Source organism: Algibacter sp. L3A6 (assembly GCF_009796825.1).
Classification (GTDB): Bacteria; Bacteroidota; Bacteroidia; order Flavobacteriales; family Flavobacteriaceae; genus Algibacter.
Genome location: NZ_CP047030.1, coordinates 3,321,596 through 3,339,269 on the forward strand (window position 1 = coordinate 3,321,596; position 17,674 = coordinate 3,339,269).

17 protein-coding genes are annotated in these 17,674 nt (G+C 33.8%); 7 read left to right on the plus strand and 10 right to left on the minus strand.

The annotated features are described in order from the left end of the window. Positions 1-160 precede the first annotated feature (160 nt). From GQR98_RS13765 to GQR98_RS13780, 4 genes are all read left to right on the plus strand, one after another. Complete coding sequence (locus GQR98_RS13765) at positions 161-670, plus strand: lipocalin family protein (protein WP_159019999.1); 510 nt, start codon at positions 161-163, stop codon at positions 668-670. A gap of 144 nt (positions 671-814) precedes the next feature. Then, positions 815-2,044, plus strand: a complete 1,230-nt coding sequence (locus tag GQR98_RS13770; RefSeq protein WP_159020000.1) for a class I SAM-dependent rRNA methyltransferase — start codon at positions 815-817, stop codon at positions 2,042-2,044. A gap of 79 nt (positions 2,045-2,123) precedes the next feature. Beyond that, positions 2,124-3,071: an NAD(P)H-dependent flavin oxidoreductase gene (locus tag GQR98_RS13775; protein ID WP_159020001.1), complete on the plus strand. Its 948-nt coding sequence runs from the start codon at positions 2,124-2,126 to the stop codon at positions 3,069-3,071. Positions 3,072-3,130: 59 nt separating this feature from the next. Continuing rightward, positions 3,131-4,117 carry an aldo/keto reductase gene (locus GQR98_RS13780; RefSeq protein ID WP_159020002.1) on the plus strand — a complete coding sequence of 329 codons (987 nt, stop codon included), beginning with the start codon at positions 3,131-3,133 and terminating at the stop codon, positions 4,115-4,117. A gap of 453 nt (positions 4,118-4,570) precedes the next feature. Here the strand turns inward: GQR98_RS13780 and uvrA are convergent, their stop codons facing one another. Further along, entirely contained in the window at positions 4,571-7,354 is a 2,784-nt protein-coding gene (uvrA, locus tag GQR98_RS13785) for an excinuclease ABC subunit UvrA (RefSeq protein ID WP_159020003.1), read from the minus strand. A gap of 234 nt (positions 7,355-7,588) precedes the next feature. On the opposite strand from uvrA, the gene GQR98_RS13790 reads away from it, so the two are divergent. Beyond that, the gene (locus GQR98_RS13790; RefSeq protein WP_042495324.1) at positions 7,589-8,173 is read left to right on the plus strand and encodes an RNA polymerase sigma factor; all 585 of its coding nucleotides are present in this window, start codon (positions 7,589-7,591) and stop codon (positions 8,171-8,173) included. A 237-nt stretch (positions 8,174-8,410) separates the two neighbouring features. Here the strand turns inward: GQR98_RS13790 and GQR98_RS13795 are convergent, their stop codons facing one another. The 3 genes from GQR98_RS13795 to GQR98_RS19310 all read right to left on the minus strand — a co-directional run bounded on the left by GQR98_RS13795 (position 8,411) and on the right by GQR98_RS19310 (position 10,209). Next, a complete protein-coding gene (locus tag GQR98_RS13795; protein ID WP_159020004.1) occupies positions 8,411-9,280 on the minus strand; it encodes a hypothetical protein in 870 nt (289 codons plus the stop codon). Next, positions 9,281-9,991 (minus strand): hypothetical protein, encoded by a 711-nt coding sequence (locus tag GQR98_RS13800; protein ID WP_159020005.1) that lies wholly within the window; start codon positions 9,989-9,991, stop codon positions 9,281-9,283. It abuts the gene before it with no gap. A 77-nt stretch (positions 9,992-10,068) separates the two neighbouring features. Beyond that, positions 10,069-10,209 carry a choice-of-anchor Q domain-containing protein gene (locus GQR98_RS19310; protein WP_317164233.1) on the minus strand — a complete coding sequence of 47 codons (141 nt, stop codon included), beginning with the start codon at positions 10,207-10,209 and terminating at the stop codon, positions 10,069-10,071. On the opposite strand from GQR98_RS19310, the gene GQR98_RS19315 reads away from it, so the two are divergent. Beyond that, on the plus strand, positions 10,142-10,282 hold the full coding sequence (locus tag GQR98_RS19315; RefSeq protein ID WP_317164191.1) for a hypothetical protein: 141 nt from the start codon (positions 10,142-10,144) through the stop codon (positions 10,280-10,282). The two genes, GQR98_RS19310 and GQR98_RS19315, sit on opposite strands and share 68 nt — an antisense overlap. 200 nt (positions 10,283-10,482) lie before the next feature. Here the strand turns inward: GQR98_RS19315 and GQR98_RS13805 are convergent, their stop codons facing one another. The 5 genes from GQR98_RS13805 to GQR98_RS13825 all read right to left on the minus strand — a co-directional run bounded on the left by GQR98_RS13805 (position 10,483) and on the right by GQR98_RS13825 (position 15,773). Further along, entirely contained in the window at positions 10,483-11,637 is a 1,155-nt protein-coding gene (locus tag GQR98_RS13805) for a hypothetical protein (RefSeq protein WP_317164192.1), read from the minus strand. A gap of 30 nt (positions 11,638-11,667) precedes the next feature. Continuing rightward, on the minus strand, positions 11,668-12,396 hold the full coding sequence (locus tag GQR98_RS13810) for a DUF6048 family protein (RefSeq protein ID WP_159020006.1): 729 nt from the start codon (positions 12,394-12,396) through the stop codon (positions 11,668-11,670). Next, positions 12,362-12,913, minus strand: coding sequence for a DUF6452 family protein (locus GQR98_RS13815; RefSeq protein WP_133965619.1), 552 nt, complete (start codon positions 12,911-12,913; stop codon positions 12,362-12,364). Before GQR98_RS13815 ends, GQR98_RS13810 begins: the two co-directional genes overlap by 35 nt. A gap of 56 nt (positions 12,914-12,969) precedes the next feature. Then, positions 12,970-14,382, minus strand: a complete 1,413-nt coding sequence (gene rlmD, locus GQR98_RS13820; protein ID WP_159020007.1) for a 23S rRNA (uracil(1939)-C(5))-methyltransferase RlmD — start codon at positions 14,380-14,382, stop codon at positions 12,970-12,972. A 221-nt stretch (positions 14,383-14,603) separates the two neighbouring features. Beyond that, positions 14,604-15,773 carry a mechanosensitive ion channel gene (locus GQR98_RS13825; protein ID WP_159020008.1) on the minus strand — a complete coding sequence of 390 codons (1,170 nt, stop codon included), beginning with the start codon at positions 15,771-15,773 and terminating at the stop codon, positions 14,604-14,606. A 214-nt stretch (positions 15,774-15,987) separates the two neighbouring features. Between GQR98_RS13825 and rocD the strand changes: the two genes are divergently transcribed. Beyond that, positions 15,988-17,268, plus strand: a complete 1,281-nt coding sequence (gene rocD / locus GQR98_RS13830) for an ornithine--oxo-acid transaminase (protein WP_159020009.1) — start codon at positions 15,988-15,990, stop codon at positions 17,266-17,268. A 66-nt stretch (positions 17,269-17,334) separates the two neighbouring features. Here the strand turns inward: rocD and GQR98_RS13835 are convergent, their stop codons facing one another. After that, on the minus strand, positions 17,335-17,667 hold the full coding sequence (locus GQR98_RS13835; RefSeq protein ID WP_159020010.1) for a CCC motif membrane protein: 333 nt from the start codon (positions 17,665-17,667) through the stop codon (positions 17,335-17,337). Positions 17,668-17,674: the final 7 nt, after the last annotated feature.

Here is a 17,674-nt window from a genome sequence, read left to right on the forward strand (position 1 = left end):
AAATTCTATTTTGCTAAATCGAAATGAATGAATATCGTATTCTGAATTTATTAAGGATTTTTATAAAACATTTCGTAAAAATTAAAAACGTAACCATTAGTTTGGTTGCGTTTTTTTTGTTTCTTAATATTGCCGAATTATTTAATATAAAAAACAGACTATGAAAAAATTAAGTGTTTTACTTATTGCGTTTATAATGGTTTTATCTTCATGCTCAAATGATGATACAGCGTCTACTTCTGCAGAATTAACAGGAGCGTGGAATGGACAAGCCATTAGCTATAGCGGAACTACAATCACAGAAGTTTTAGGAGAATCTATAGAGTCTACTTATGTAGCACAAGGTTATGATATCGATTTTACCATGACCTTTACAGAAATGCCTAATAACGTCGTTGGAGAAGGTAATTATAGCTTAGAATTAGTTTCAACTACGCTAGGGCAGAGTCAAACACAAAATTTTGAAGATCTTTCATTTGAAAACAATAGTACTTGGACTAGAGATGGTAACCAATTATTGTTAACAGATGGTACGGAAACTGTTGCTTACCAAATTACAGAATTAACAAAAAATAAGCTAGTACTTACAGCAGATAGCTTAGAAGCTATTCCAAACGTAAATGCAAGCGGTATCACAGAAATTAAAATAGAAATTATTCTAACAAGATAGAATTATAATACTTTTATATTAAGCGCGATCATTAATTTGGTTGCGCTTTTTTTATTTTCAATTAATAAGAAGTATTTTATTTTCACTTGCATATTTTACTTTTTATCCAAAAGAAAACGAGTACTTTTACAGTAAATTTTAAGCATGCTATTTTCTTCAAAAATAAAATCTAATTATAATCCAAAAAGATTAGCCGTAAAACTAAACGCTAAAGGTGAACAGTTTGTGGTTCAGGGGCATCCATGGGTGTTTTCGGATAATATTACCAAAGTAAATGATAATGCGAAATCGGGAGATTTAGCTATTATTTTCGGTAAAAACAAAAACCGAGTTGTAGGTTTAGGTTTGTATGATGCTAATTCGCCAATTCGAATTAAAATGCTACACAGTAGCACAGAAAAAGCAGAAATTAATGCGGCTTTTTTTAAGCATAAAATTAGTAAAGCTTTTAGTAAACGTCAATCGTTATTAAAAACAAATACAAACAGTTACCGTTTGTTGTTTGGCGAAAACGATGGTTTCCCTGGTTTAATTGCCGATGTTTATGCATCTGTTTTGGTCGTGAAAATATATTCTGAAATTTGGTTACCTTATATAGAAACTATTATTCCGGATTTACAAGAAATCTCAGATTGTAAAACAGTTGTTATTAGGCTAAGTCGAAGTTTAGAAAATTCTAAAAAACATAAACTAGAAAATGGTGATGTGGTTTTTGGAACTTTAAAAGATGAAGTTGTTAGGTTTGTTGAGCACGACGTAAACTTTTCTGCTAACGTTATTAAAGGACACAAAACAGGTTATTTCTTAGACCATCGTGCCAATAGAAAACAAGTAGGCGAGTTGAGTAAAGCTAAAACGGTACTCGATGTTTTTTCTTATGCCGGTGGGTTTTCAGTACATGCGCTTTCTAACGGTGCTAAAGAAGTTACTAGTTTAGACATAAGTAAACAAGCTTTAGAAATTGCCCTAGAAAATGGTAAGCTAAACAAATTTAAAGGAAAACACCATACTATAGCTGGCGATGCCTTTTTAGAATTGAAAAAATTAATAAAAGAAAAGGTTACTTTTGATGTGGTTGTTATAGATCCGCCAAGTTTTGCAAAACAGGCTTCGGAAATAGAACTAGCCAAAAAGAAATATGCGCAATTAGCTGAATTAGGAGAAAAACTTACAGCCAAAAATGGTATGCTTGTTTTAGCGTCTTGTTCTTCTCGTGTTCTTGCTCAAGAATTTTACGATATTAATAGCGAGGTGTTAGCCTCTATAAAACGTAATTATAAAATCCTTTCAAAAACTCAGCATGATACAGATCATCCTGTAGGATTTCCAGAGGGAGCTTATTTAAAAACGGTTTATTATCGATTTATAGATTAGGTGTTGGTGATCGAGGTAATAGAATAAATGTTATGCGTGCATAATATTTTACTATATTTGTATAAATCAATACAGCCAAATGGAAACTAAGCTCACCACACTACTTAATATAAAACACCCAATAATTCAGGCACCAATGTTTTTGGTATCTAATACCGCTATGGTTATCGAAGCCATGAAAAGTGGTATTGCTGGATGTATTCCTGCTTTAAACTACCGAACGCTAGAAGAACTAAAAGTGGCTATTCTGGAGTTGAAAGCAGCAAAAGTAGAAGGTGGATCTTTTGGTTTTAATTTAATAGTGAATAAATCGAACATAAAGTATAAAGAACAACTGCGCGTACTTTGCGAGGAAGGTTGCGATTTCATAATAACATCTTTAGGAAGTCCAGAAGAAACTATAAACCAAGCTCACAAAGCTGGTATTAAAGTATTTTGTGATGTAACAGATTTACATTTTGCTAAAAAAGTAGAGGGTTTAAAAGCAGATGCTGCTATAGCTGTAAATAATGAAGCTGGTGGACATAGAGGTAAATTATCTCCCGAAGCACTGATAAAAGAATTAAAATCCAATTTAAATATCCCAGTAATATCTGCTGGCGGTGTAGGCTGTAAAGTTGATATAGATAAAATGATAAGTTATGGTGCCGATGGAGTTTCGGTTGGAAGTCCATTTATAGCCTCAGTAGAAGCAGGTGTAACAGAAGAGTACAAACAAGCCTGTGTAGATTATGGAGCGGAAGATATTGTAATGACAGAGCGTATTTCTGGAACACCATGTACCGTAATAAATACACCTTATGTTCAAAAAATTGGAACAAAATCAACTTGGATAGAATCTGTTTTAAATAAAAGTAAAACCCTTAAAAAATGGGTGAAAATGATTCGTTTTTCTATCGGAATGAAAGCAACCGAAAAAGCAGCCACTAAAGCTACTTATAAAACCGTTTGGGTTGCGGGGCCAAGTATATCGCATACCAATGCTATTTTACCGATTAGAGATATTGTGAAAAAGCTAACAAGTTAGTTGTGTTAAAATCGTTTTAATTTTTTCGGCAGTTCTCTTTTTAAGTATAACTTTACGGTATGCAAAAAAGAGAATTAGGAATACACGGATTTGAAGTTAGTGAAGTTGGTTTAGGCTGTTGGCAATTAGGAGCAGATTGGGGAGAAGGACTATCTCAAGAAGCTGGTTTCGAGATTTTAAATGAAGCTGTAAAAAGCGGCATTACCTTTTTTGATACCGCAGATGTTTATGGTAACGGAAAAAGTGAAACTTTAATTGGCGAATTTCTAAAAACCACTCACGCACCAATACGTGTAGCAACTAAATTTGGTCGCGCAGACAATGCATACCCAAATAAATATACCAAAGCCATTTTACGTCAAAGTGTAGAAGCTTCTATAGCGCGTTTAGGTGTCGAATCTTTAGATTTACTACAACTTCATTGCATCCCAACTCAATATTTAGAAAACGGTGATGTTTTTGATTGGTTACGCGAATTAAAAGCAGAAGGACTTATAAAACATTTTGGTGCTAGCGTAGAAACCGTGGAAGAAGGTTTAATTTGCCTTAAGCAAGAAGGCTTACTTTCACTACAAGTAATATTCAATATATTCAGACAAAAACTGGTTACAGATTTGTTGCCACAAGCTCAGGCTAAAGGTGTTGGTATTATTGTACGTTTGCCTTTAGCAAGCGGATTATTATCGGGTAAATTCACAAAAGAGACGGTTTTTCCAGAAAACGATCATCGTAATTACAATAAAAACGGAGAAGCCTTTAACGTTGGCGAAACCTTTGCAGGTCTGCCATTTCAAAAAGGTATAGAGTTTGTAGAAACTATAAAAAAAGATATTCTACCAAGCCACCTATCCATGGTGCAATTGGCCTTGCGTTGGTTGCTCGATCATGAGGCGGTAAGTACTATTATTCCGGGTGCGAGCTCGCCAAAACATATTATTTCTAATGCAGAAGCTTCAACTTTAGAAGCATTGTCACCAGAAGTTCAAGAGGCATTAATCGATTTATACAAAACACAAATTCATCAAGAAATCCGTGGTGGATATTAGTGCTAATTATACCTGATATACATTTTTTGTAACTCAGCTATAGTAATTCATTCTATCTATAAAAATTATTTTGGCGCAACCCGAAATGGGTCGGGCTTTACGCTTCAAGTCCTCGCACTTCCTTCGTCAGGCTGTGGGCTTTACTCTGCAATCCCTTGCGCATAGTTTGCAGCGATAGTTCGTAAAGCAGTGTTTATTGTTTCGTTTTGTTACTTATACAGTGTATTCAGTTATCTAAGTGTGTACTGAATATTGTAAACTGAAAACAACCCATTTTTCCAGCAGAGTAAGCACTAAATACTGAGACTGAAAACTGCCTACTTAAAAAACGATTCACTTCATCGCGTTAGGGATAGAACGGCATGTTTGAAATCCTTTTTGTTTTCCTTAAAAAAACAAAAAGATTGAGTAGTGATAGCCCGACCCTTTTCGGGTAACGCCCTAAAAATAAATTTAAATTTTCTCAGCTAAATATTTTCCAATTTCCGAAGTTTTAATTTTTACAATTTCTTCGGGAGTTCCTACAGCAACAAGGTTTCCACCGGTTTCACCACCTTTAGGTCCTAAGTCGATAATAAAATCGGCACATTTAATAAGCTCTATATTATGTTCGACAACAATAATAGAATGTCCGTTTTCAATTAAAGCATTAAAAGATTTTAATAGTTTTTGAATATCGTGAAAATGCAGTCCGGTTGTAGGTTCATCGAAAATAAAGAGTGCCTTTTCCTTTTTGTTGCCTTTACCTAAAAATGACGCTAGTTTAATACGCTGGGCCTCGCCACCAGAAAGGGTAGAGGAGCTTTGCCCAAGGGTTACATAGCCCAAACCTACATCTTGCAGCGGTTGGAGTTTGTTCTTAATTTTAGCCTGATCGTTGGCCTCGAAAAAAGCCACGGCATCGTCTATGGTTAGGTTTAAAATATCGTCTATATTTTTATCTGCAAAGGTAACTTCGAGCACTTCTTTTTTAAAGCGTTTGCCTTTACAGGTTTCGCACTCTAGGTGCACATCGGCCATAAATTGCATTTCTATAGTCACTTCGCCTTCACCTTTACAGGTTTCGCAACGTCCGCCATCTACATTAAATGAAAAGTGTTTGGCTTGATAGTTTCTAATGATACTTAATTTCTGCTTCGAAAATAAGGCACGAATATCATCGTAAGCTTTTATATAAGTAACCGGATTGGATCGAGATGAGCGCCCAATAGGGTTTTGATCTACAAATTCAATTTGTTTTATGTTTGTAAAATTGCCTTCTAAACTTGAAAACTGTCCGGGTTTGTCCCCGAAATCGGTTAGTTTTTTCTGTAAAGCTGGGTGTAATATTTTTTTAACGAGCGTACTTTTTCCGCTACCAGAAACACCTGTAACTACAGTTAACATGCCTAATGGAAAGCGAACATCTATGTTTTTAAGGTTGTTTTCTCGTGCTCCTTTTATATCGACATAGTATTTAGATTGACGACGTTTTTTAGGAACTTCAATTTTTAAAGTCTCGTTTAAGTATTGAGCTGTTAACGAGTCGGAAGCCAAAATAGCATCGTAATCACCTTGCGCAACAACGTGTCCGCCAAAGGTTCCTGCCTCTGGTCCAATATCGATAATGCTATCGGCAGCCTTCATAATATCTTCGTCGTGCTCTACAACAATTACGGTATTACCTAAATCGCGTAGGGACTTTAAAACCATTATTAAACGTTCGGTATCTTTTGGGTGCAAGCCTATACTAGGCTCATCTAAAATATACATAGATCCCACTAAACTACTACCTAAAGAGGTTGCTAAATTGATACGCTGACTTTCCCCACCGGAAAGTGTATTGGATTTTCTATTTATGGTTAGGTAATCGAGACCAACGTTGGCTAAAAACTCTAAACGGTTATTAATTTCTTTCAATAAACGTTTAGCAATAGTGGTGTCGTGCTCGTTTAATTCTAGGTTATTAAAAAAGTCGGCTAATTGATCTAATGGTTTCTCTACTAAATCGGAAATGCTAGCGCTGCCTACTTTTACATAGTTAGCTTCTACGCGTAGACGTTTGCCATTACAGGTTTTACATTTGGTTTTTCCGCGGTAACGGGATAACATCACGCGGTTTTGAATTTTATATGCTTTAGATTCTAGCTCTGCAAAAAAGCTGTTTAAACCTTCGAAATGTTTGTTACCATCCCAAATGAGTTGTTGCTGTTTTTCGGTAAGTTCGAAATAAGGTTTATGTATTGGGAAATCAAATTTATGCGAGTTGTTTACCAATTGATCTTTATACCAACTCATAGACTCACCACGCCAAGGGAAAATGGCGCTTTCGTAAACCGATAAAGCGGTGTTTGGTATAACTAAATCTTCATCGATACCAACAATATCTCCATAACCTTCGCATGTTGGACAGGCACCGTAAGGATTGTTAAAACTGAATAAATGCACATTAGGTTCTAAGAAGTTTAAGCCGTCTAACTCAAATTTATTACTAAACGTACGTTGTTTATTATCCTTTAGAGTTTCGATGGTACATTCGCCTTTACCTTCAAAAAATGCAGTTTGTATGGCATCGGCTAAGCGGTTGTAGAAATCTTCTTCGTGCTTAGTAATAATACGATCTACAACTAATAAAATCTTGTCTTTTTTACCAATTTTTGTAGCGTCGTCTATTCTAACAACGTCTTCATTAATTTTTATTCTAGCGTAACCTTGTTGATTTAAGGCCTTTAATTTATCTTCTATAGTTCGTCCTTCTTCTAAATGAATAGGAGCGAGGAGTAGCATTTTTTCGCGTTCAGGAAATGTTTTTAAGTAATTTAAAACATCGGTAACCGTATCTTTTTTAACTTCATCTCCAGAAACTGGTGATATTGTTTTACCTATTCTGGCAAATAATAACTTGAGGTAATCGTAAATTTCGGTTGTAGTACCTACGGTAGATCTTGGATTGGTAGAGTTTACCTTTTGCTCGATGGCTATGGCCGGTGCAATACCTTTTATATAGTCTACTTTTGGTTTGTTTAAACGCCCTAAAAACTGGCGCGCATAACTAGATAAACTTTCTACATAGCGACGTTGGCCTTCCGCGTAAAGCGTGTCGAAGGCTAAACTCGATTTTCCAGAGCCCGAAAGCCCCGTAATAACAACCAATTTGTTTCTTGGTATAACAACATCTATATTTTTAAGGTTGTGTAATTTGGCACCTTTTATAATGATGTTTTGTTTTGGATCAACTTCGGAAAGATTAGTAGTCATAGGCTTTTGTATGCAAATTTCACAAAGATAATATAAGTCTGTGAGCATAAAAAATAGAATGACTAGTAAAGAAATGTTAAAAAAAAATAATTAATTTTTGTTTTTTAGGAACGATTCTTGTTATCTTTGAATCAGCTAATTAATTATAAATCAACACCTGCCTATCGCATAACATTACTTTAAAAATTTTAATTTTTGAGAAAACCCAGTTTTCTTTACCATAAAGTAATGATTATGAAACACGAACCTACTACAGATGCTATTTTAGTTAGTAACTACATTAAAGGCGATGAATGTGCTTTAGAAGTACTTATAAAAAGGCACAAGCAAAGAATTTACAGTTTTATTTATTCGAAAGTATATGATGGCGATGTTGCCGACGATATTTTTCAGGATACTTTTATTAAGGTTATTAAAACCTTAAAACGAGGAGCTTACAATGAAGAAGGCAAATTTTTACCTTGGGTAATGCGTATTGCGCATAACTTGGTAATCGACTTTTTTAGAAAGAACAGCCGTATGCCTAAATTTGATAACACAGGCGAATTTAGTATTTTTTCGGTGCTTAGTGATAGCAGTTTAAATGCTGAAAAAGCAATTATTAAGGAACAGGTTGAGAACGATGTGCGCCGTTTGGTGGATGAGCTTCCGGAAGATCAACGTGATGTGCTTTTAATGCGTATTTATAATGATATGAGTTTTAAAGAAATATCTGAAAGAACAGGCGTTAGCATCAATACAGCTTTAGGAAGAATGCGCTATGCTTTAATAAACCTACGTAAAATAATTGAGAAGCATAACATTGTTTTAACCGATTAGTTTTACTAAATACAATAAAGTGAATTTTGCTGCGTTTACTATTTAAATTAACTTTAATTTGAAAGAAATGGAAAAAATTTACTCTAAGAAATCTATTGGAAATCCAGAAAAACTTGAGCCCAAGGAGGAGACTATTAATTTTCTTCTCAACTATTCCAAAGCGCTTAAAGTTGTGAAATATAACAATCTGGAGTTTGAAACGCTCTTAAATTAAAAAAATAAAAAAAACGTCTGAAATTATATTTCAGACGTTTTTTTATTTATTGTATATTGAAATTGTAGCACTCTTAAATTCCATAACGTTAAGGTTTGTAGAGCCGTAATGTTTTCATTTCTAGAACCAACTACGAGCTCGTCTTTAAATGATTTGATGAATTTAGTCCATAAGTTTCCTTTGGAGTCGTTTAGCAAAAAGTAAAAACCACTATCACCAATTTTCTTTCCTGAGGATGTTAAAATGAGTTCGCCGTTTTCTCCAACACTTGGACTTAAAATGACTGTAGCGTTCCCGTTTGGTAAAGGAAATATGGCTTTAATACACGTTTGTCCTGATGGTATTACGCAAGTTTCATAAACACCTGAATACACTACTTCTCCTGATGTTTTAAAAGTTCTAAGCCATATAGTGCGTTTAACTTTTTTTGTTTTAGCATCTAACAAATGAATTATATCACTTTTTAATGATTTTGAATCCTCGATATTCTCAATAGGAACGTTTAGCTGTTCAATACGATTACTAAATAATAATCTCAATAATATGCCGAATACTTTAAAAAAAGGATTCCACTTTACTTTTAAATCGAAATCGTAATTACTTGTGTTTTCGTAGAAATCAATGACGTTTTTAGATAATTTATGTTGTGCTTCACTAGATAAATTTAGCTGATTTATAGATGATAATATTCCTTTATCATTTTCTTTCTCATCTATTGTTAGCTGTTCGTTTTTAGCTAGTTGCTTAATGAATTTTACACCGATGCCTTTTGTAGCTCCAAAAGGACCTAAAAGCCATTCATATTGATTCTTGGTGATTTTTTTTCCAAATAATATCACCCATTGTTGGGTAATTAAATCTTGAAGGTTTTGTTTTAGAATTGCAATTCCCATTTAACTCTTTTTAAGATTAGGAATATAATTCTCTTTACCTTTCCACGAGCCAAATTCAGAAATAGGTTTAAAACGTAAAGTTGTAAATTCAAAATGAAAATCTTTTCGTTCCCGCTCTTTCATGGCGTCTGAATGTCTTTTTGGCTTAGGCATGGCACTATGACCGTGAACCATATTCGTCATTTCCTCTTCTGTTTTCCAAATAGAAAACGTAGAAACTGTATTAGGAAACCTTACTGAGGCTAATGAAAGTAAAGTGCCTTCGTGGTCACGAACTAATTTTTCAACTGGTCTTCCCCAATGCAAAAACCTTGGAATTGCTAAAGGTTTCATTCTAGCAATTGTAACGGCAACAACCGGAGATAGCTCGCTTTCTAATGTTGCTTTCTGTTCAGGGATTTTGAATCCGCTTATTTTTCCCCATTCTCTCATAAACTCTAAGCGCACGTGCCAACCTTTATTCAAGAGTTTACCAAGTTTTTCTTTTTTCAAGTAGTTTTCAAGAGCTTCTTCGTTTTCCCATTGCGCAAAAATAGCGACTTGTTTTATAAGAAATCTAGAAGAAGAAATAATTGGAGAACCTAGCGTCATTGCTGTCATGTATTCAGAATGAATTAGGCCTTTAGTGTTTTTTTTAACGGGGTTCGAGAACAAGCCTTTTATCGCCAATGTAAATGGAATTCTAACAAGGTGATAAGTGAACATGCTCATATATTTAATTGAATAGAGTTGAGTTTTGTGTTTTAATTATACACAACATATGCATAGCTATTAAAACAATGTGTTTTTTATTCTTCCTCTGGAAATGTAATATGCTGGTAAGCTCCAATATCAGCAGAAGTGGTTCTGCTTACACCTAAAATGTCTGTAGGTACTTGTGCAGCAAAAGTTGAATTAGCTTGGTTTATAGCTTCGGAATTGGCTCCAATTATAAATTCATTTAAATCGGTATCTTTAAAATCGGGTGTTTTATTAAAGATGTTATTTTTTCAAAGTGATTAGTATCCGTTAGATTGTATACTTCATCTGAGAAGAAGTTGCTATCATCTTGAAAACGCAATAAACAATTGGTGAATTTAAAGTTGAATGCAACGGTTTCGTCTTCTATTTGTTCTAATAAAAATTCAGGATTATCATTGCCGTAAATAATGCAGTTATTAAAATTTGCTTCACCTAAATCGGCTAGGGTAGCGTTGTTATCTTCATCTAAAACAAAAATTGTTTAACAATACAGAAGGTAATTGTCTAAAACCATTATCCCAATAGTTTAAAATGGTAGCATGTGTGAAATTGTATCTGCCACCAATAGTTCCGGCAAAAGAAGATTGTCCGGCATTATTAATTACAATATTTTCTCCTGCAATAGAGGTATTTCTACCCATAATACCAAAACTTCCTGAATTGTAAATTTGAGAGTTTGTTATGTTTAATTTGTGGTTTGTAGCGTTTGGGTCTCCATCGCATAAAATACCAACGTTGGCATTTTTAATAGTGGCGTAATTGATAATATTGTCTATGCTACCATCAAAAAGCCAAATGGTTCCCCATTGTCCTGGAGTTTCAGAAAAGCTTGGTTCTAATCGGTCACCTTCAAAAATAACTTGATTTTCTAATGTTTCTGGATCGTTACTTAATGCACCATTCACTTTTATAGACGCTCCGTTAGTTACTAATAGTCCTGATTCCGAATGAAAATAAATACGTGCACCGGCATCTATAGTTAAGGTTTCATTGTTTGGTACGGCAGCAAAACCATAAATTACGTAAGGTTTTTCGTTTGTGAAGTTAAGCTCGTTTGGTAATAATTCTCGACCTTGTAAATCGGTTTCTACAGTTTCCCCATCAACGTTAAGAGTTAATGTTTCAACTACTTTTGTGGTATTATCACGATTAGGATATATAAAAATGGCATCTTGAATAAGGGTAACTAATTCTACTTTTTGTTGTTTTGTTCCGCTATCAAACTCTATAGCATCGGTATATAAAAATTGACCTGATGTTGCAGCTTCATTTTCAATATCAACGGTAGTTTCTATAAAAATATAAAGACTGTCTTTTGCTAATAGCTCAACGTTTTCGAAAGATTTACCTGCAATACCATCTACGCTTAAGCGGTAATTAGAAGTTTCACCTAAAGTTAATTTTACCGAAGGAATAGATATATCGCTATCACTTTTATTATAAACTTTTAAATTATATGTACTAGAACCAATTTTTGAAAAAACAGTATCTAAGTATACCGTATCTCTCGAAAATGTTAGATTCCCTGTGCTTGGAGAAAACTCAAAATCTTTACGACAAGAGCTCCAAAGCATTAAAAAACCTATAGTGAATATAAAGTAAAAGGAACGTTTCATTCTAGTGGTATTAAACGCGTTAAAAATATACTAGTTGTCTTTTTTGTAAAGCGGAATGCGGTAAGATAATGTATAGCCAAAACCAACGCCAATACTATTGCTATCGTATGTTTTGTTGAAACCAGGAATGTAAACATTTTGGAAATTGTCTGGTTCGGTTTCGGTTACTAAAAATTTAAGTTGCACGTTTACGCCAGCAAATAGGTTGTTGAATAATTCAATCTTCATCCCTAAAATAACTTCTGCCCAAACCGCAGTTAAATCGTTAAACTCCTGTAAGTCGCTAGATGAATATTGTGGCAACCAATATTGGTTGGTGTTATATATGGTGTAGCTATTAAGTTCTTGACTAAATGAGCTGAAACCCAAACGGAACCCCGTGTAAACCATGTTTTCCATATCTAGCCAGTTATCGTACATATTGTAATCGAAACCTGCTTTAATGTAGCTTCCTTTGGAGGTAATATCTAAATAATCTGTTATTGTGTTTTTGTTATCAAATCCAATTTCAGCTGCAGCATAAAGATCTTTTTTTAGTCTATAGTCGGCCACTATTTCAAAGCCACTATAGTTATCTTCAGCAAAAGAACGTGCTAGTTTACTAATATCTCCACCTATACGAATACCGTATTTTTGTTTGATTTTAGTAGAGTCGGTAACTGTTTCCGGGATACTATCGTTTTGTGCATTTACAGACACACAAAATATTAATAGCATTACGCTATTAATGAAATAAGTTAAAGTGTGTTTCTGTTTCATCTTCTACAGATTGATTTGAATTTAGGGGTTGTATGGATTCTATCCAATTATCTTCATCACTTTCTATTTGTACCGTTACGTTTTCATAAATAGTTTTGTAACCACAAGCTCGCGATACAAAAACTTCGGTACGGCTATAGTTTATGGTAATAATATCTATGTTTGATTCATCGGAGAGAAAATCGTCTGTATCATCATCTGGGGTATCATTATCGTCTAGAACATAATTGTTAATAAGCGCATACTGTGTTGTATTATCGGTAGTTTTTAACGGAAGTACCAATTGGTTGCTTGTTACTATTTCATACCCCGATAAAACTTCATCATTATCAACACCAATTACTACTAATTTAAAAACATTTTTACTGCTATCTTCGTCGGTATAATCTAAAAGATCGATAATTAAATTAGGTGTTGTAGGTGTAATAGCCGGACAAATATCATCACGTTCACAACTTATAGTTATCCCCACAATTAATATCATTATGGGGATAAAAAGAATTTTAAAATATTTCATACTTTATTACAATGTATTCCTAAAATTAAAAGAAAAACGAACGCTTAAATTCTAAATTATCGTTTTTCTAAAAGCACTACGTTTTCCACGTGAAATGTTTGTGGAAACATATCTACAGCTTGTGTTTTAACTACCTTGTATTGCTCGTCCATTAAGGCTAAATCTCTAGCCTGTGTAGCACTGTTACAGCTTACATAAACTACTTTTGCCGGAGCAATATTTAATATTTGTTGTACTACATCTTTATGCATACCATCACGAGGTGGATCGGTAATTATAATATCTGGTGTACCATTGGCTTCAATAAAATCGGCATTAAAAACATTTTTCATGTCGCCTACAAAGAATTCAACGTTGTTTATGTTATTAAATTGTGCATTTTCTTTTGCTGCGGTAATTGCATCTGGCACAGCTTCTACACCAACTACTTTTTTAGCTTGCTTGGCAACAAACTGAGCAATGGTTCCGGTTCCGGTATATAAATCGTAAACAAGCTCATTACCAGTTAGTCCTGCAAAATCTCTAGTGATTTTATAAAGCTCGTAAGCTTGCTCGGAGTTGGTTTGGTAAAATGATTTGGCATTAATTTTAAATTTTAAGCCTTCCATTTCTTCAAAGATATGATCGTTGCCTTTGTAGCAAATCACTTCTTGATCGTAAATAGTATCATTTGCTTTCCCGTTAATAACGTACTGTAACGATGTAATTTCCGGGAACGTTTCACCTAAATAATCTAATATTAGTTCACGTTTCTCTTTATCTTCTTTAAAGAATTGAATCATTACCATAATATCACCAGTACTAGATGTTCTAATCATCATGGTACGTAATAATCCGGTTTGGTTTCTTGTATTAAAGAATTCTAAATCATTCTCAAGCGCGAATGCTTTAACGGCATTTCTAATGGCGTTAGAGGGATCGGCTTGTAGATGGCATTTTTTAACATCTAAAATTTTGTCCCACATACCAGGAATATGAAATCCTAAAGCATTTCGGTCTCCTAAATCTTCATCCGACTGTACTTCTTCTAGTGTTAACCAACGGCTATCACTAAATGAGAATTCCATTTTATTTCTATAGAAATACTGGTTTTCAGCACCAAAAATAGGAGTAACTTCTGGTAATTCTATATGCCCAATACGGGTTAAATTATTTGTAACTTCTTTTTGTTTGTAAAACAGCTGATGCTCGTAAGCCATATCTTGCCATTTACAACCACCACAAGTGCCAAAATGCTCGCAAGCAGGCGCGGTTCTTTTATCCGATAGTTTATGAAATACCGTAGCTTTACCTTCATAATATGCTTTACGCTTTTTAAAGGTTTGCACATCTACCACATCGCCAGGTACAGCATTAGGTAAAAAAATAACTTTTCCGTCGGGTGCTTTGGCTATGGTTTTTCCTTTAGCTCCGGCATCAATTACTTCGACGTTTTCAAAAACTTGTTTTCTTGTTTTTCTTCTAGACATGCTGCAAAAATACTAATAGCCAGAAATAAATTTCATATTATTTTCAATTACTTTGATGGAATTTCAATTTCAACTGAAATATAGTATCTTTTTTAGCTGAAGAAGGTGAGGAGAAGCATTAATAATCTCTAATTTTTTAGAATGAAATAAGGGAATATTATACATAAAAAAAGCTGCTCGGTAAATTACTGAACAGCTTTTAGTTTTTTGAGGGAGATAAACTATTTTTTATTGAATTTGTTAAGTATTTTATCCATTTGTTTTCCGGCAGCTTCACGTCCACCAAGTCCGAAAGATAGTATGATAGTTAGTGCAACTGTACCTAAAGAAATACCGAAGGCCAGATTAATAATTTCATCAGCAAGTCCCATAGTTCTTAATCCGATGGCTAAGAAAATGGCAATAATTGCAATTCTAATGATAGATGCAACAAAAGCATTATCATCATTTTTTGCGAAGTTATTGGCAGCAACAGAAGCTATCCAGTTCCCAATAGCTAAAATAATAAGTCCGAAAATTATTTTACCAGAGTAGTTTGTAATGGTATATAAAATATCGGTTAAATAGCCAAATTCTAATTTGTCTACAGCGGTTGTAAGTCCAAATAAAATAATAAAGTAATACACTAAGTTACCAATAATGGCTACTAAGTTCGTGTTTCCTGTAACGGCACCTAAACCAGCTTTGTTGAAAAAGTTGTTCAAGTTCATACTGTTAAGTAAGTCTTTTATAAGTTCACTTAAAAAACGACCACCAACTACAAATAAGATAATAATAATTGCAGCTAAAATTACTTTTGGAATAGCACTAAAGAAATCCTTTAACATAGTTGTTGCAGGTTCCGAGATGGCATCCATATTAAGGATGTTAAATGCTGAAATTAATAAAGGAATAAAAATAAAGATGAAAACAATTTTTTTAATCACATTAACAATATCAATGTTTTCTGGTAGTTTTAATTTAGGTGTGAATTTTTGAATTGAATCTCCTGAAAGTTCAACTAATTCGGATACTATAGTTGCTAGCATATAGCCAATGTAGCAAACTAAACCAGCACCAATAATATTTGGAACAAACCCAGTAAACTCATCTAGCATATTTTTTAAAGGATCGAGTACACTACTCATTCCTAATTTTTCTAAAGCTAAAGTGAAAACAAAAATCATTACTAAAAAGTAAACCAGTTTGCTTATAAAGCCCGAAATACCAATTTTAGAGTTTTTCATTTTGTTGTCAATGCCCGTTTTTTTGAGTAATTTAAAAATAACTCGTTTTAGTAATCCGGCAATAAACCAACCTATAATGATGATAATTAAAGCGCTTAAAGCACTTGATAAATTTCCACCAATAGATTGTGAAAGTTGTTCTAATACATTTGTTAAATAGTCCATAATTTTTTGTTATTGATTAAGTAATAGTTACTACTTGGACACATTAAATATTAAAAAGACACATTTTAATTGAATATTTCATAAATTTGGCATTCCTAGGGATGATTTCTCTCCCACGCTGAATTTTCGAAACTTCGAAAGGATAAAGGTAGAGAAGGAATGGTTATTTTATAATATCCATTTTTTTGGATATAAACGTTTAAATTTTTTTAAAATGGCTGTTTTAGACCAATTAACTTCGCAACAAGCGATAGATTTAGAAAACAAGTATGGTGCACACAATTACCATCCACTACCCGTAGTATTGAGTAGAGGAGAAGGTGTGTATGTTTGGGATGTAGAGGGGGAGAAATATTACGATTTCTTGTCGGCCTACTCTGCGGTAAACCAAGGGCATTGTCATCCAAAAATTGTTGGAGCCATGACAGAGCAAGCGCAAACATTAACCTTAACCTCTAGAGCGTTTTATAATGATGTGCTTGGTAAGTTTGAAAAATACGCTACAGAAACTTTTAATTACGATAAGTTATTACCAATGAATACGGGTGCAGAAGCTGTAGAAACAGCTTTGAAACTATGTAGAAAATGGGCTTACGAAGTAAAAGGTATTGATGAGAATGAAGCTGAAATTGTAGTTTGTGAAAATAATTTTCATGGGCGTACCACAACCATTATTTCGTTTAGTAACGATCCTGTAGCTAGAAAGAACTTTGGCCCTTATACAAAAGGATTCATTAAAATTGAATACGATAACCTAAAAGCACTAGAAGATGTTTTAGTGAATAATAAAAACGTTGCTGGTTTTCTTGTAGAACCTATTCAAGGTGAAGCTGGAGTTTACGTGCCAAGCGAAGGTTATTTAGCTTCGGCAAAAGCACTTTGTGAAAAACACAATGTTTTATTTATAGCAGATGAAGTGCAAACAGGTATTGCAAGAACAGGGCGTTTATTAGCAACTTGTGGAAACTGTAGTTGTGCAGATAAACATTGTTCTGGAACTCCTGAAGTAAAAGCTGATATTTTAATATTAGGAAAAGCTTTATCTGGAGGTGCATATCCTGTATCTGCTGTTTTAGCTAATAACGAAATTATGAATGTTATAAAGCCAGGAAATCACGGTAGTACTTTTGGAGGAAATCCAATTGCAGCGGCCGTTGGTATCGCAGCTTTAGATGTTATTAAAGATGAAGAATTAGCTAATAATGCTTTTGAGTTAGGTGAGTTATTTAGATCGGAATTGTCTAAATTTATTGAAACAAGTTCTATAGTAAATGGTGTTAGAGGAAAAGGTCTTCTAAATGCTATTTTAATAAACGATACAGAAGAAAGTGATACAGCTTGGAATATATGTATGGCTTTACGCGATAATGGCTTACTAGCAAAACCAACGCATGGTAATATTATTCGTTTTGCACCACCTTTGGTGATGACGAGGGCGCAATTATTAGACTGTGTTTCTATTATAACAAAAACACTTTCTCAATTTGAAAAGTAAAAATTAGTAATTATAGAATTAAAAAAAGCGACCAATTGGTCGCTTTTTTTATGTTTAATGAATAATTTATTGCCCCATCATTTCTTGCATTTTTTCTTGCATTAATTCTTGATCCTGTAATGTATCCCAACCAAAAGTTGCAACTAGCCAGATAACAAAAAGCAGATACATCACGCTTAATATAACACCTATAATAGCTAAAACTTTACCTATTTTTACATTTTGAAATCCAGAGTAGCTATCGGGGTTTTCAAGGTAAACTTGTTTTGCTTTATTCGCTAAAAAAATAGCTACAATACCTAGTATTAAACCTATGATACCATAACAGCAGCAGGTAAGGATAGATAGTATTCCGAAGACTAAAATAAGCGTTGCATTGGGTAATTTTTGTTGTTCCATAAAATTT